Source organism: Marinomonas algae (assembly GCF_047525555.1).
Lineage (GTDB): Bacteria > Pseudomonadota > Gammaproteobacteria > Pseudomonadales > Marinomonadaceae > Marinomonas.
Map to the genome: position 1 here is coordinate 283,517 of NZ_JBLIXK010000001.1, position 16,737 is coordinate 300,253.

The following is a 16,737-nucleotide window of genomic DNA, read 5'->3' on the forward strand; positions in this document are numbered from 1 at the left end:
GAAAAGATAGAAAGTATTATCTGCTCCATACTCACCGATGAACTTGTGCCGTCATAATATTGGCTTGCACCTACGGGTACATTTGTAGCAAATAAAAGTGCCATAATTAGTACGTTTCTCATTCTCTTTTTGATGCTTAATACTTACTTAACCGGCGCGAAATAGCAGGCTAAACTTAACGACGAAGGAGCACAAGCCTGTTGTTTTGCGTCTTTTGGTTGAGGCTCTTGTTAGTTTTCATTTGCTTGGGGAAATTCAAAGTGATTTCTATAACCGAAATTATAATTTTGCAAGTTATTGAACAAGGCCTGAGAATTTTTTGGAAGCTCAGCTTTACCTCTGAATTTATTTAAAAATTCTTTCACCAGTTCAGTAAAATGGTAAGACAAGCTAGGATGTTGCAAGGCATCTAACAAATTTAAATCAAACTCTTTTTTTACATAAACACTTAGAGTCTGGAGCTTCCGTTGCCATTTGAATGGATAATCAGCTTCGCTTCCATCGTCTAATTTTTCTTTAGGAGTTACTATTGCCGTACCATGAGCCGTAACATTTCTTAAAGTAAATATTGAGTTCAATCCAGATGTCTTTTCTTTATCTAAAACTGAGTCAATATTTCTATCAAAAACTTCTTTGTATTGCCGCTTTAAATTATCCCACCCTCCTTTAAACTCAACATCTTCTTTATACTTTTTTGTGATTGAGTAAGCGCGACATATTGCTCCGTATTCATCATCAGACTGTTTAGATATTGATAGCTCTCCAATTTTACCAGAGTCAATTTGCATAATTTCACAGATAAGAGTTCTTAGTGTACCTTCTAGAACTGCTGCGAGCTGATTAATATAGATCAAATTTAAGCCGATCATTTCGGCACTTAATTCTATGTCTGAATACTTTTCAGTAAAAACATAGTCTGGATAACCTTCACCAGTAAACCTTGCTTTTTTGCGCAATTGAAGTGCAACCTGGTCACATGCTTGCAACAAGTAGGTGCTCGTATTCATTTGAATATAACTATAGGTACTTCTATCCATGAAATAAAACTCCAGTGGTACAGATGATTATAGAAACTAACACTTTATTAATACGCATGCATTTAGACATTTTTACTCTAAGATTTAAACTTAAACAATAAAAAGCCCCACAACCTTTCGGATGTGGGGCTTTAGAGTTGTTGGCAACTCTAGGAGATTAAGCTAGATCGAAACGATCCAACTCCATTACTTTCGTCCATGCTGCAACAAACTCTTCCACAAAACGATCTTGTGAGTCATTACAAGCATACACTTCAGCAATAGCGCGAAGCTGTGAGTTTGAACCGAAAACCAAGTCTGCGCGAGTGGCTGTCCACTTCACTTCACCTGTTTTACGGTCACGGCCTTCAAACTCTTCCTCTTCTTCAGATACAGCCGTCCATTTGGTCGCCATATCAAGTAAATTAACAAAGAAATCATTTGTTAATGTCTCAGGTGTTTGTGTGAAAACACCGTGAGCAGATTGCTCTGTATTCGCACCTAATACACGTAAGCCACCAACCAACACTGTCATTTCAGGAGCAGACAAAGTTAACAACTGCGCCTTATCTAACAAGATCTCTTCTGTTGATATTGTGTACTTACCTTTTTGGTAATTACGGAAGCCATCTGCAATTGGCTCAAGTACAGAAAATGACTCAACATCTGTTTGCTCTTGAGAAGCATCTGTACGACCTGGTGTGAAAGGTACAGTAATTTCTTTACCTGCTGCTTTCGCCGCTTTTTCAACACCAACAGAACCCGCTAGAACAATTAGGTCAGCAAGAGAAATCTGTTTAGCAGAGTTGTCTCGGTTGAAGTCAGCTTGAACCGCTTCAAGCGTTTTCAATACCGTAGCCAATTTCTCTGGCTGATTCACTTCCCAATCTTTTTGTGGAGCAAGACGGATACGAGCACCATTTGCACCACCACGCTTGTCTGAACCACGGAACGTAGAAGCAGATGCCCAAGCGGTTGATACCAAGTCAGATACAGACAAACCAGAAGCCAAAATTTTCGCTTTAAGATCGGCAACATCTGCTTCATCAACTAACTCATGAGTAACAGCAGGCACTGGGTCTTGCCATACAAGTTCTTCTTTTGGTACTAAAGGCCCAAGGTAGCAAGCAACTGGTCCCATATCACGGTGCGTCAATTTGAACCAAGCACGCGCAAACGCATCGGCCAACTGATCTGGGTTCTCATGGAAACGCTTAGAGATTGGCCCGTAAATTGGATCATCACGTAATGCCAAATCCGATGTAAACATCATTGGAGCGTGACGTTTCGTTGCATCATGAGCATCAGGAACACTGTTTGAACCTGCAGTACCTTTTGGAGTCCACTGCCAAGCGCCAGCTGGGCTCTTAGTCAATTCCCAATCGTAATCAAATAGGTTGTCAAAGAAACCGTTGTCCCATTTGATTGGGTTTTTAGTCCAAGCACCTTCAAGACCACTACTAATAGTGTCCGCACCGTTGCCCGTACCTTGCGAGTTACTCCAACCAAAACCTTGCTCTGTAATACCAGCCGCTTCAGGATCATCACCCACTTGCGCTGCATCACCCGCACCGTGAGCTTTACCGAATGTGTGACCACCTGCGATCAAAGCAACAGTTTCTTCATCATTCATCGCCATACGGCCAAATGTGTCACGGATGTCGCGAGCAGAAGCGAGTGTATCTGGCTTACCATCTGGACCTTCTGGGTTAACGTAGATCAAGCCCATTTGTACAGCGGCAAGTGGATTTTCTAGGTCACGTTCGCCAGAGTAACGGCTGTTTTTACCGCCACTTTCTTCCAACCAAACGCCTTCTGACCCCCAGTAAATATCATTTTCTGGTTCCCAAACATCGGCACGACCACCAGCAAAACCAAAGGTTTCAAAACCCATAGATTCTAATGCACAGTTACCCGCAAGAATCATCAAATCTGCCCAAGAGATTTTACGGCCGTACTTCTGTTTAATAGGCCAAAGCAAACGACGTGCTTTGTCTAGGTTGACGTTATCTGGCCAGCTGTTTAGAGGCGCAAAACGTTGTGTACCCGCTGTCGCACCACCGCGACCATCTGCTGTACGGTAAGTACCTGCACTGTGCCAAGCCATACGAATCATGAAAGGACCATAGTGACCGTAATCTGCTGGCCACCAGTCTTGCGAATCAGTCATCAAGTCATAAAGATCTTTGCGCAATGCTTCAAGGTCTAGAGTTTTGAATTCTTCTGCATAATCAAAGTCTCCACCCATTGGATTCGATTTGTCAGAATGCTGATGTAAAATGCTCAAATCCAACTGATTCGGCCACCAATCTTTATTTGATGTACCGCGAGCGGCTGACTGAGGTGCTGGTGCAGTAGCACCATGATTAAATGGACACTTGCCTTCATTAGACATAAGAGACTCTCCTGCTTGCTTTAGTAATTTGTTTCATTTGACTGTACATAGTTATAACCTTAAACAACTCATCTAACTAATAAATAAAAACTAACATTACGATAGTCAGGTCAACACACTCCTTTTGACCTTGGTTGTCTAAGCCACCATTAAATATAGACTAACTATCTATCAAGTCATTAATGAGACAGACATATACATTTTCTTTCACAATGGCTATATATGTAATTTGCGCTTTACTTGGCTCCTATGACCGAATCAAAAGTAGGCCGACCAATAAGCCACTAAAATTGAGGTTTCCTATGAAGATTATTAACGCCCGTTTACGCCAGCAACCAGAGCTGTTTACCTTACATATTGAGAACGGCTGCTTTAGCAAAATAGAGAAACAAGATACGCCCTTCCCTTCTGACTCAGAACGAGTAGCAGAAGTAATAGACGCACAAGGCAACCTTGTTTGTGCGCCTTTTGTGGAACCTCACATTCACCTTGATGCTGCGTTAACCGCTGGCGAGCCAGAATGGAACCACAGCGGTACGCTCTTTGAAGGGATCGAGCGTTGGAGCCAGCGTAAACCTATGTTGAACGAAGACGACATTCGACAGCGCGCCCTTTCTACCATTGAATTGTTAGTACAAAACGGTGTACAAGCCATTCGTACCCATGCAGACACAACCGACCCGACCTTGGTTGGCGTTCGCACCTTATGCACCCTACGTGATGAGCTAAAAGACAAGATCGACTTACAGGTCGTTGCCTTCCCTCAAGACGGCATGCTGTCTTATCCAAATGGTTTAAAACTGATGGAAGAAGCGCTAGAAATAGGCGCGGATGTGGTCGGTGGCATTCCTCATTTTGAATACACACGAGAACTAGGTGAACAATCCGTCAAGAAGATTATCGAACTGGCCAAAAAGTACGATCGATTAATCGATGTACATTGTGATGAAATCGACGATCCGAATTCACGCTTTTTAGAGTTTCTTGCTTGCGAAGCTTTGTTTCATGAAATGGGTCACAGAGTCACCGCTAGCCACACAACGGCCATGCATTCTTACGACAACGCCTACTGCTCGAAACTCTTTCGTTTATTGAAAAACTCAGGGATCAACTTCATTTCCTGCCCCACAGAAAGCATCCATCTTCAAGGCCGATTTGATACTTACCCAAAACGTCGTGGTGTAACACGGGTCAAAGAGCTACGTGGCGCGAATATCAACGTGTGCCTAGGGCAAGATTCCATCTTTGACCCTTGGTATTCATTGGGCAATGGCAAACTACTGCGCACCTTAGACTTCGCCATGCACATCTGCCAAATGATGGGTTACAAAGACTACGAAACAGCCCTTGATATGATCACCGACAACAGCGCAAAAACCCTATGCTTAGAAAATTATGGAATCAAAATTGGAAACCCAGCCAACTTCATTTTATTAGAAGGTTTTGACGATTACAGCGTACTGCGCAAACAAGGCGAGGCTTTATTGTCAGTACGCCACGGAGAAATCATCATGCAACGCCAGCCTGCTCAGGTCATTAGCAAACCTTGGATTACAGAGATTTAGCTCTCTCTTGCTGAGAGCTTAATGTGCACCGCAAGTAAAGGCTGATCACCTATTAGCTCTGCGGTGTGACCATGAATGTCATCATCAAAGGTTTCATTGTCTTGCAGATAATCTTGGGCAATAAACATGTCGCCTGCGGCAAAATCTCGATATTCACCATTACGCAATGCGATTCGCAATACGCCCGAACGCACAATGATCAAAGTCGGATCGCCCGCCACATGCCATGAGCTGAAATAGCCAGGCTGACTCATACGATGACGAAAGTTCAACGCATCTATTCTGTCTGTAATAAACAGACCGTTATAGTCTTCTAAGGAATACACCACATCGTTGAAAACAGAAGAAGCTGTTTTCCCTGTTTTAGCATCAAGAGGCGAAGATAAAACAGACAAGTGAATTTGATCATGAGCAACAGATGTTGAATTAAACGACATTCAGTTCATTCCTTTAAAGATCGAATACAAGGTTTTGAGGCTCACCTTTAGCGAAAGCGACGACATTCTCAAAGGCGATGTTGAAGTAAAGCTCATAACTGGCTCTCTCAACGTAACCAATATGTGGCGTACAAAGTACATTTGGCAAAGACAATAAAGGTTCATTTCGCGTATTGGCAGGCTCTGTTTCGAACACATCAACAGCGGCTTGTTTATTTGGGTTTGCAGACATCACTCGATACAAGGAGCCACTTTCCACTAACTCAGCACGGCTGGTATTAACAAACAAAGCGCCTTCTTTCATTTGCTCTAAATCCTCTTCCGTAACACAAGCTTTTGTGGCGTCATTGAGCCTTAAATGCAAGGAAATGACATCGGCGGATTGGAAAAACTCGGCTTTAGATGAAGCGACTAAAAAGCCATGTTCCTGTGCTAACTGTCTGGACGCTTCTCTTCCCCAAACCATCACCTTCATCCCAAAAGCTTTAGCATATTGAGCAATACGTTGGCCGATTTTTCCGTATCCCCAAATTCCAAGCACAGAACCGTTTAATACTCGACCTAAGCCAAGTGAGCCTGCCTGCTGCCATTGATCTTGTGTGAAATGAGAAACATAAGAAGGAATATGTCTGCTGGCTGACATAATCAGCCCCCAGCAAAGTTCAGATGGCGCAACAGGCGAACCAACACCTTCAGCAACCGCCACGCCGTATTCTTTACAAAGCTTGGCATCAATATGATTGCTGACCTTCCCGGTTTGGCTAATCAGCTTTAAATTCGGTAAGCGAGATAATAATTCTGCGGTGATCACAGTACGTTCACGAATCAAGACAAGCACATCAAAATCAATAAGATGATCAACCAAATCATCCACGGTCAAAAAGGTTTCATTGAAAACATGCACATCGTGATCGTTTAAAAGCTCAAAGCACGACAAGTCTTTTACCGCATTTTGATAGTCATCTAGAATCGCCACTTTCATCTTATATCTCCCTCATTATTTTTCTTAGATTCGATAATAATCCACCAAGACAAAAGGAAATTCCACCTTAAACTGCTTGCCGCCAAACAAAAAAGCCCCGTACCAATAAGGTACGAGGCTTTGCTTAACTGAGAGATTTCTAGCGATTAAACCCGTTCAAATACCGTTGCGATACCTTGCCCCATACCAATACACATGGTGGCTAAACCTAAGGTCGCGTCTTTGCTTTGCATCACGTTCAACAGCGTCGTTGAAATACGCGTACCAGAACAACCTAACGGATGGCCAAGGGCTATCGCACCACCGTTTAAGTTTACCTTCTGATCCACCAAATCAAGCAATTTTAAGTCTTTCAATACTGGAATAGATTGCGCAGCAAAGGCTTCGTTCAACTCAACAATGTCCATGTCATCAATGGTTAAGCCTGCACGCTTTAGGGCTTTCTTCGTTGCAGGAACAGGTCCATAACCCATAATCGCTGGATCACAACCCGCCACGCCCATGCTGCGAACTTTCGCAATCGGCGTTAAACCAAGATCTTGTGCTTTTTGTGCCGACATCATCAACATAGCAGACGCGCCATCGGACAAAGCAGATGATGTACCTGCTGTCACGGTTCCAACTTTTGGCATAAAGACAGGTTTCAAACCAGCAAGAGATTCCATAGAGGTTTCCGGACGAATAACTTCATCTACTTCTACCAGAATCTTATTGCCTTCAGCGTCATGGCCTTCAAGAGCGACTATTTCATTATTGAAACGGCCTTGAACCGTTGCTTCATGGGCAAGACGATGTGAACGTACCGCAAATTCATCTTGCGCTTCACGGCTTACACCGTGCATTTTACCGAGCATCTCAGCCGTTACGCCCATCATCATGGAAGCTTTTGCCATGTGCTTAGACAAAGCTGGGTTCACATCAACGCCGTGCATCATGCCGACGTGTCCCATGTGCTCAACACCACCCACAACAAAGACATCGCCTTGGCCTGTCATAATCGCCTGAGCTGCGGTATGAATCGCAGACATAGACGAACCACATAAACGGTTTACCGTTTGGGCTCCACAAGTAAGAGGCAAGCCACCTAACAAGGACACCGCACGGGCCATATTAAAACCTTGCTCTAGAGTTTGGTTAACACAGCCCCAGATCAAATCTTCTACGTCTTTTGGGTCTACATTTGGGTTACGCTTAAACAAGGCTTTTACCAAGCCAGCCGATAAGTTTTCGGCACGAACATTACGAAACACACCGTTTTTCGTTTTACCCATCGGTGAGCGAATTGCGTCGATAATCACGACATCATTTGGATTCAATTTCATGGTCATTCTCCTCTAGCCTATGGGAAATTAAGCGCCGTAATAAGTTTGGTTGTTTTTCGCCATATCTCGCATTTTCGCGGTTGGCTCATACAACTTACCTAAGTGGCTGTATTTGTCTGCAAGGTCACAAAACGCCTGCAGTCCCATTTGGTCTAAGTAATGCAAAGCACCACCAAGGTATGGAGGGAAACCAATACCATAGATCAATCCCATGTCTGCTTCCGCTGCTGATGCCACGATGTTTTCTTCCACACAACGAACGGTTTCGATACAAAGTGGAATCATCATACGAGCAATAATGTCTTCTTCTGTAAGCTCAGATTGAGACGAAACAACAGGAGCAAGCAGATCGTTAATTTCATCATTGAAGATTTTCTTCGGCTTGCCTTTACGATCTGGCTCATAAGTATAAAAACCTTTGCCATTTTTCTGACCAAAACGCTCTAGCTCAAACAAACGGTCTACGGCGTTTTTGCCTTCATGTTTCATTCGATCAGGGAAACCTTCCGCCATAACTTGGTCTGCATGGAATGCAGTATCAACACCAACCACATCCAACAAGTAAGCAGGGCCCATTGGCCAACCGAATTTCTCCATGGTTTTATCAACCACTTGGAAATCCGCCCCTTCCTGCATCATCAAGGAGAAACCAGCGAAGTAAGGGAACAACACACGGTTAACCAAGAAGCCAGGACAATCATTCACCACAACAGGCGTTTTCCCCATAGCTTGAGCATAAGCAACGGTTTTTGCAATCGCCGCATCGCTGGATTTTTCACCTCGGATAACTTCAACCAAAGGCATACGATGTACTGGATTAAAGAAATGCATACCGCAGAAATTTTCTGGGCGTTTTAGGCCTTTTGCCAATTCTGTAATGGAAATAGTCGAGGTATTCGATGTCAAAATGGCATCATCTGCGATTTTACTTTCTACTTCGGCAAGCACAGATTTTTTAATTTTGACGTTCTCAACAACGGCTTCAACAACAAGATCAACATGTTCAAACTCGCCGTAGCTTAATGCCGGAACAATGCCATTCATTGCTTTAAAGGCTTTATCAGCGGTTAAACGACCGCGTTCAACTTGACCATTAAAGAGCTTGTTCGCTTCACTCAAACCAAGCTCTAAGGCTTCTGGCCGAATGTCTTTCATAATGATTGGCGTGCCTTTAGAAGCCGATTGATAAGCCACACCGCCACCCATGATACCCGCACCTAATACAGCCGCTTGTTTTACTGGCGTTGCGTTTTTCGCGTATTTGCTCGCAGTTTTCTTAATCTGCTGGTCGCTTAGGAATAAATTCACCAAGGACTTAGCAACAGGCCCTTTGGCCAATTTAATAAAGCCTTTGATTTCGGTATCGAGGGCTTTTTCCATGTCTTGGCTGATGCCTTTCTCGATCGTTTTAATCGCTAGCATTGGCGCAGGATAATGTTTACCCGCTTTTGCACCAACCACACCACGAACCGATTCAAATATCATCATTTTTTCGATTGGAGAAAACACCATTGGCGCACGCAATTCTTCACGGCGAGCATGATAATCTAGCTTGCCATCAAGCACCTGTTGAATAAGGTGACGAGCAGAATCATTGACTTTCGCTGCCGGAACAACCGCATCGACGGCACCATCTTTAAACGCGTCTGCGCTGCGCTTTTGAGCACCGCCACAAATCCACTCACAGGCATTATCAGGGCCGATCAAGCGAGGTAAACGTACACTTCCGCCCCAACCTGGATAAATACCAAGCTGAGTTTCAGGCAAGCCAATTTTCGCTGAATCTGCCATCACTCGATAATCACAGGCTAGGCACAATTCCATACCGCCACCCAAGGCGATGCCGTTAATAGCGGCAACCGTTGGATAAGGTAAATCAGAAATCGTGTTGAAAATGGCGTGTGCGTCTCGGAGCTTATCGGCAAGCTCTTCATCATCCAGCTTAAACCAAGTAGTAAACTCCGTAATGTCAGCACCAACAACAAAAACGTCTTTGGCACTCGCAAAAATCACACCTTGAATGTCTGCCGTATGTTTAAGCACATCAACGGCTTCGGTCAGTTCTTTCAGTGTCAGGCTATTAAATTTATTAACCGATTCGCCAACCAAATCCAGAGTGACGGTTGCCACACCTGCATCATCGACTGCAACCTTGACTGCTTGTCCTTCGAATATCATGCTGGTCTCCAATTATTTTTATTATGACAATGACGGTCATGTTTTCCGCCATTGTCTGGTATTTGAAAATTCTGTTATCTATACAAAGCGGCCTAAAGCCTAAAGGCTGTTTTCTAGTTCTGGAACGGCTTCGAATAAATCCGCTACCAAACCATAATCCGCCACTTGGAAAATCGGAGCTTCTTCATCTTTGTTAATAGCAACAATGATTTTAGAATCTTTCATGCCAGCCAAATGCTGAATCGCACCGGAAATACCGACTGCGATATACAGATCAGGAGCAACCGTTTTACCCGTCTGACCAACCTGTAAATCATTAGGTACAAAGCCTGCGTCAACGGCTGCACGGGAAGCACCAATCGCGGCACCCAGTTTATCTGCCACACCTTCTAATAATTTGAAGTTATCGCCATTCCCCATACCGCGGCCGCCAGAAATAATCACGCCCGCAGCGGTCAATTCAGGTCGATCGGATTCAGCCAGCTGCTCTTTCACAAATCGACTACGGTCAGAAGCAATTACTTGAGAAAGCACTTCACGCTCTGCACTGCCACCTTGCGCCGATGCTGCATCAAATCCTGTTGCGCGAACCGTCATGACTTTCACTGTGTCCGTGCTTTTCACTGTCGCAATAGCATTGCCCGCATAAATAGGGCGAACAAAAGTATCTGGCGATTCCACTTTGATCACGTCAGACAATTGAGCAACATCCAACAAAGCAGCCACGCGTGGTAAGGTGTTCTTACCTGTTGTGGTTGCAGGCGCCAAAATGTGACCGTAACCATTGGCAATTTCGACCACTAATTTAGAAACGTTTTCTGCCAATTGGTGTTCATAAACGGCATTATCTGCCACCATAACTTTCGTGACACCTGACACCTGCGCAGCTTGTTCTACAACGGTTTGACATTCAAACCCTGCTACCAACAAATGCACTTCCGAATCAATTTGTGTTGCAGCCGTTACGGCATTTAATGTCGCAGGCTTCAAAGACTTATTATCATGTTCTGCAATAATTAATACGCTCATGACACCACCTTCGCTTCATTTTTTAGTTTGTCTACTAACTCAACAACCGAGCCCACTTTGATACCACCAGCTCGCTGTGGCGGAGGCGTAACAGAAACTATGCTGACGTTAGAACCAATTTCGACACCAAGATCCGCAGGCGTTTTCACATCCAATGGCTTTTTCTTGGCTTTCATAATATTTGGTAGAGACGCAAAACGTGGCTCGTTTAAGCGTAAATCTGTGGTCACAACCGCAGGAAGAGTGATCGACAAGGTTTGTAGTCCACCATCGATTTCACGGGTAACTTGCGCTTCACCATTTTCGATAACAACTTCGGAAGCAAAAGTGGCTTGTGGGTAATCCAACAAGGCAGCCACCATTTGACCGGTTTGATTATTGTCAGAATCAATCGCTTGTTTGCCCATAATGATCAAATCAGCCGATTCTTCTTGAGCTACTTTTGCTAGGAGTTTGGCGACAGAAAGAGAGTCTAAACCGTCTTCTGCATCCACTTGAATGGCACGATCAGCTCCTAAAGCCAATGCTGTTCGTAATGTTTCATGGCATGTTTTAGAACCAACAGAAACCACAACCACTTCCGATGCCACGCCTTTTTCTTTTAGGCGAATAGCTTCTTCTACTGCGATTTCACAAAAAGGGTTCATGGACATTTTTACGTTAGTAAGATCGACCGCTGTATGGTCGGCTTTGACACGAACCTTAACGTTATAGTCAATGACTCGTTTTACGGATACTAGGATTTTCATAAGCCCCTCGTTTTTTATTATTTTCATACTATCTATAGTAGTTTGGGAATGATTTTCATCAATAACAAAAAAGCGCCAGTTAACTGACAAAAATATTCAACCTTTCATCAGAACAAACAAAAAACGGCTCCATTATTTAAATGGAGCCGTTCTGTTTTGTATCACTTTAAATAGATTATTTATTACGGGATAAGAAACCAGCGAAAGCCTGATGAGCTTCTGGCGAGCGTAAACGGTCTTTAAATATTCGACCTTCACGCATTAGCGTCATCTGCACATTATCTTGATCATGGAACTTCAATAAATCTTTGCTGAGAGCCACCGCCTCTGGAGGCAAAGCCGCTACTTTTTCCGCATACAACAAAGCTAGCTTATAAGCTTCACCTTCTTCACAAAGGTGATTAATCAGTGACATTTCGTAGGCTTCTTGAGCATCAAACGTTTCTCCTAAAACCAACAATTCAAAGGCCTTTTGATGACCAACGAATTTTGGCAAAAAGTAACTCGATGCGGCTTCAGGCACTAAGCCCAACTGGACAAAAGGAAATTGAAAACGCGCTTCACGGGAAGATAGTACTAAATCGCAGTGCAGCAGCATGGTGGCACCAACACCAACGGCTCGACCTTCGACCGCAGCAATAAGTGGTTTTTTATAGGTTGCTATCGCCTGCAAAAAGGCCATAGTCGCTTCCATCTTCTCTGGCTTCTGGGCAATTTCGACAAACTCATTAATGTCATTACCCGCAGAAAAATGGCCACCAGCACCTCTTATTAAAGTTGCTTTAATATCAGGATTTCTTTCTGCACCATGCAACAGATCAGCCAAGGTTTGGTACATATCTAACGTAATGGCGTTCCGTTTTTCTACTCTGTCAAAACATAGAATCTGAATACCAGACTCAATATTTTCAGTAATAAACTGACTCATCCTTGCCTCCTGTGAAAATAACTAGGTTATCTCTCATGTAATGGTGATTCAGCCATTGCGATAGGCTTTCCCAAAGCAATGGCTTACTCGTTCACCTTATTCCTTACTTAGCCTTTTCTTCTTCCCTTAAGGCTCGACGTAAAACTTTACCTACATTGGTTTTCGGTAAATCTGTTCTCACTTCAACATATTTAGGCACTTTATAGGCGGCTAAATTCTCTTTGCAATACGCACGCAAAGTTTGAACATCTAAGGTTTCTACGTCTCCTTTTAACACCACAAACACTTTTACCGCTTCACCAGCTTTATCATCAGGAACACCAATCGCAGCGGATTCCAGCACATCAGGATGCGACGACACACAATCTTCCACTTCTGTTGGGTACACATTAAAGCCAGAGACAATAATCATATCTTTAGAGCGATCGACGATTTGTAAATAACCATCCTCGTGCTGTACCGCAATGTCACCCGTGATTAAGAACCCGTCTTCCGTCATCACATCACGAGTCGCCGATTCTTGTTTCCAGTAACCTTTCATCACTTGAGGACCGCGCACGCACAACATGCCAGATTCCCCTTGTGGCAAGGTTTGACCATCGCGACCTTGTATCTTTATTTCGGTTTCATCAACAGGCACACCGATCGTACCAATCTGTTCTTTACCGATTGGGTTAAATGCCACTACAGGCGATGTTTCGGTTAAACCGTAACCTTCAACCACTTGGCAGCCTGTCACTTTTTTCCATTCATCAGCAGCAAAATGCGTCAGTGGCATACCGCCAGAACAAGTTAGCTTAAGGTGTGAGAAATCTAACTCACGAAACTCTGGATTATTGCAAAGACCAACAAACAAGGTGTTTAGCCCTACAAAACCAGTGAAATCCCAATTTTTAAGCTCTTTAACAAAACCAGGCAAATCTCTTGGATTAGGAATCAGAACACTGTGGCCGCCCTGCTCTAAAAGAGTTAAACCATGAATCAAAAAAGCATAGATATGATAAAGCGGTAACGGCGCAATATAGGTTTCACTGCCTGCATCTATAATGCTGCGCAAACGGGAACTTAATTGATTCATATTGGCAATCAAGTTGGCGTGAGTAAGCATCGCGCCTTTTGCTACACCCGTTGTACCACCTGTATATTGCAATACAGCAATGCTTTCAGGTGTTGCTTCATGAACAGACACTTTCTTACCAGCACCTTTCGCCAGCACACTGTTCAAACTGACAGCACTCGGAAGGTTATAAGCAGGCACCATTTTCTTCACATACTTAACAACTGAGTTGATTAAAAGACGTTTGACTGGCGCATGAAAGTCTGCAATTTCGGTAACAATAACGTGCTTGATTGAAGTCTTAGCAATGATCTTTTCAACATTGCTGGCCATATTGGCGAACACAACCAGAGCCTTCACGTTCGCATCATTAAACTGATGTTCTAACTCTTTTGGTGTGTATAAAGGGTTTGTATTAACGACAATAAGGCCTGCTTTCATCGCGCCGAAAAGCACAACAGGGTATTGAATAACATTCGGCAATTGAATGGCGATTCGATCACCAGGAACCAGATCTGTTTCATGCTGAAGATAAGCGGCAAACTGATTGGATTTTTCATTTAATTCACGATACGTCAATGTTCTTCCCACACTGGTAAAAGCAGGAAGATCAGCGAACCTGTCCGTTGCTACCGCAAAAATATCTGTCAAAGAACGGTAACTACGTGGATTTAACGAATCGGGCAAATAGCTGCCGGGCTCTGGTCTAGCGTCTAAACCATTATGAGGTGAAGTATCCACATTCATATAAAGCTCCATTTGTTGTTTTTATTGAGGAGAGCAAAACAAGTGCAAAAGCTCAGCCAAATGTATCTTTGCTGAGCTTATCGTAAAGCACTTGATCAAATTTTATTCACGAACCTATAAAGGGAAAATTTGCGTCAGTTTTGTCGCTAACATGATGTCTCCGTCTGCGCGAATTTTACCTTGCATGAAAGCGGCCATGCCATCTAATTCTCCACTCATTACGTCTTTTAATGTATCTAAATCCATACTTAACGTTACAGTTGGATCGTCATGCTCCCCTTCATCCATCTCACATTTCCCATCACTGATACTTAAGTGATAGCTGTCAGCGTCGTCTAAGTCAAATTGGAACACCGCTTCCATATCATCTGCTTCATCCGCATCAAAACGACCAAGCATAGATTCAAATACTGATTTTGCTTCGCTCATAATAGTTACCTCTTCAATCTTTTTAGAATTATTTTTATAAACAGTTAAAACATTAAGCATTCAGAAATAGAAAGTTTTCTTCATCCATCGCTAATAAGTTGTCAACGCCTGACAACATAGCTTCGGCATGCGCTTTTGTGCGAGGCAACAGGCGCTCATAATAGAAAGTGGCTGTTTGCAATTTCGCAGTATAAAAGCCGACTTCGTCTGTGCCTTCTTCTAGTTTTGTTTTGGCAACCACAGCCATACGCGCCCAGAAGTAAGCTAATACGACATAACCTGAGAACATAAGATAATCTACTGACGCTGCGCCCACTTCGTCTTTATTACGCATGGCTTTCATGCCGACTTTCATGGTCAAATCGCCCCACTCGCCGTTTAGCTTATCTAACGCGGTAATATAAGATTTGAAGCGCTTATCACCTTTATGCTCTTTACAGAATTTATGGATAATTTTAGTGAAACGACGTAGCGTCGCGCCTTGTGTCATTAGGACTTTACGGCCCAATAAATCCAAAGCTTGAATCCCTGTTGTGCCTTCGTACAACATAGAAATACGACAATCTCGTACGTTTTGTTCCATACCCCATTCTGCAATAAAACCATGACCACCAAACACTTGTAGACCTTGGTTAGCCGCCTCAAAACCAGTTTCGGTTAAAAAGGCTTTTGCAATTGGCGTCAATAAAGACATCAATTCATCCGCTTCGGCTTTTTCGTCTTCTGTACCGCGCTTGGTCGTATCCACCAGCATTGAGCAATAGTGAATAAGTGCTCGACCGCCTTCAGCAAAGGCTTTCTGAGTCAGCAACATACGACGAACATCTGGGTGAACAATAATAGGATCAGCTGCTTTTTCTGGTGCTTTCGGGCCAGACAAAGAACGCATTTGGAGACGATCTTTGGCATAGGCAACTGAGTTTTGCAAAGCCCACTCTGCATGAGCAAGACCTTGCAAGGCTGTACCAATACGTGCCGTGTTCATAAAGGTGAACATACAGTTTAAGCCGCGATTCGGAGGCCCAATCAAAAAGCCTTTGGCGCCATCAAAGTTCATCACACAAGTGGCATTACCATGAATCCCCATCTTGTGTTCAATCGAGCCACATGACACTTGGTTGCGGTCGGCTTTTTCGCCTGACGCATCTACGCTGAATTTCGGCACAATAAAGAGTGAAATCCCTTTTGTTCCAGCAGGTGCATCAGGAAGTCGCGCCAGCACGATATGAACAATGTTTTCAGCCATGTCATGCTCACCAGCCGAAATAAAGATTTTCGTGCCTGTAATAGCATAACTGCCGTCTTCTTGAGGCTCAGCTTTGGTTTTCAACATACCCAAATCTGTACCGCAATGAGGCTCAGTCAAACACATAGTGCCTGTCCATTCGCCAGAAACAAGTTTGGTTAAATAAGTGTCTTTTTGCTCATCCGTACCATGAATTTCAATAGTATTCATCGCACCATGGCTCAAGCCTGGATACATGCCCCACGACCAATTGGAAGTCGCAATCATCTCTGTCACCATCATCCCAAGGGAATCTGGTAAGCCTTGTCCACCAACACTTTCAGGATGAGATAACGACGGCCAGCCACCTTCAACATATTGTTGATAAGCTTCTTTGAATCCGTCTGGCGTTGTCACAACGCCGTCTTTGAATTGACAACCCTGTTGATCACCAACACGGTTTAGAGGAGAAAGAACGCGCTCAGCAAATTTAGCGCCTTCTTCAAGAATGGCAGATACCATATCCGGTGTGGCATCTTCTGCACCCGGCAACTTCGCATAGTGCTCATTAAATTTAAGCACTTCTTCGGCAACAAATTTTATATCTCGTAATGGCGCTTTATATTCAGGCATAGCCTAAGACCTCTTTTTGTTATTGTTTTATGAGCCCAAAGAAGA

The 16,737-nt window shown here is 43.6% G+C and carries 13 protein-coding genes; 1 reads left to right on the top strand and 12 read right to left on the bottom strand.

Annotated features, from left to right (window positions below; translation table 11 throughout):
- Positions 1-230: 230 nt before the first annotated feature.
- Complete coding sequence (locus ACMUMQ_RS01260; RefSeq protein ID WP_414680241.1) at positions 231-1,037, bottom strand: hypothetical protein; 807 nt, start codon at positions 1,035-1,037, stop codon at positions 231-233.
- A 157-nt stretch (positions 1,038-1,194) separates the two neighbouring features.
- Entirely contained in the window at positions 1,195-3,411 is a 2,217-nt protein-coding gene (gene katG, locus ACMUMQ_RS01265) for a catalase/peroxidase HPI (protein ID WP_414680242.1), read from the bottom strand.
- A gap of 302 nt (positions 3,412-3,713) precedes the next feature.
- Here katG and ACMUMQ_RS01270 point away from each other — a divergent pair, with 302 nt between their 5' ends.
- A complete protein-coding gene (locus tag ACMUMQ_RS01270; protein ID WP_414680243.1) occupies positions 3,714-4,976 on the top strand; it encodes a cytosine deaminase in 1,263 nt (420 codons plus the stop codon).
- On the opposite strand, the gene ACMUMQ_RS01275 is transcribed toward ACMUMQ_RS01270, so the two are convergent.
- The 10 genes from ACMUMQ_RS01275 to ACMUMQ_RS01320 form a co-directional block, all read right to left on the bottom strand.
- Entirely contained in the window at positions 4,973-5,413 is a 441-nt protein-coding gene (locus tag ACMUMQ_RS01275) for a cupin domain-containing protein (protein WP_414680244.1), read from the bottom strand. The genes ACMUMQ_RS01270 and ACMUMQ_RS01275 overlap by 4 nt on opposite strands.
- Positions 5,414-5,426: 13 nt before the next feature.
- Positions 5,427-6,395 carry a D-2-hydroxyacid dehydrogenase family protein gene (locus ACMUMQ_RS01280; protein WP_414680245.1) on the bottom strand — a complete coding sequence of 323 codons (969 nt, stop codon included), beginning with the start codon at positions 6,393-6,395 and terminating at the stop codon, positions 5,427-5,429.
- A 146-nt stretch (positions 6,396-6,541) separates the two neighbouring features.
- On the bottom strand, positions 6,542-7,717 hold the full coding sequence (fadA, locus tag ACMUMQ_RS01285) for an acetyl-CoA C-acyltransferase FadA (protein ID WP_414680246.1): 1,176 nt from the start codon (positions 7,715-7,717) through the stop codon (positions 6,542-6,544).
- A 27-nt stretch (positions 7,718-7,744) separates the two neighbouring features.
- Positions 7,745-9,895 (bottom strand): fatty acid oxidation complex subunit alpha FadB, encoded by a 2,151-nt coding sequence (gene fadB / locus ACMUMQ_RS01290; protein ID WP_414680247.1) that lies wholly within the window; start codon positions 9,893-9,895, stop codon positions 7,745-7,747.
- Between the two features lie 99 nt (positions 9,896-9,994).
- The gene (locus tag ACMUMQ_RS01295; RefSeq protein WP_414680248.1) at positions 9,995-10,924 is read right to left on the bottom strand and encodes an electron transfer flavoprotein subunit alpha/FixB family protein; all 930 of its coding nucleotides are present in this window, start codon (positions 10,922-10,924) and stop codon (positions 9,995-9,997) included.
- Positions 10,921-11,673, bottom strand: a complete 753-nt coding sequence (locus tag ACMUMQ_RS01300) for an electron transfer flavoprotein subunit beta/FixA family protein (RefSeq protein ID WP_414680249.1) — start codon at positions 11,671-11,673, stop codon at positions 10,921-10,923. The genes ACMUMQ_RS01295 and ACMUMQ_RS01300 overlap by 4 nt, the downstream gene beginning before the upstream one ends.
- Before the next feature lie 175 nt (positions 11,674-11,848).
- Positions 11,849-12,601, bottom strand: a complete 753-nt coding sequence (locus tag ACMUMQ_RS01305; protein WP_414680250.1) for an enoyl-CoA hydratase-related protein — start codon at positions 12,599-12,601, stop codon at positions 11,849-11,851.
- Between the two features lie 103 nt (positions 12,602-12,704).
- Positions 12,705-14,405 carry an AMP-binding protein gene (locus ACMUMQ_RS01310; RefSeq protein WP_414680251.1) on the bottom strand — a complete coding sequence of 567 codons (1,701 nt, stop codon included), beginning with the start codon at positions 14,403-14,405 and terminating at the stop codon, positions 12,705-12,707.
- A 114-nt stretch (positions 14,406-14,519) separates the two neighbouring features.
- Positions 14,520-14,834, bottom strand: a complete 315-nt coding sequence (locus ACMUMQ_RS01315) for an SCP2 sterol-binding domain-containing protein (protein ID WP_414680252.1) — start codon at positions 14,832-14,834, stop codon at positions 14,520-14,522.
- A 52-nt stretch (positions 14,835-14,886) separates the two neighbouring features.
- On the bottom strand, positions 14,887-16,692 hold the full coding sequence (locus ACMUMQ_RS01320; protein ID WP_414680253.1) for an acyl-CoA dehydrogenase C-terminal domain-containing protein: 1,806 nt from the start codon (positions 16,690-16,692) through the stop codon (positions 14,887-14,889).
- Positions 16,693-16,737: the final 45 nt, after the last annotated feature.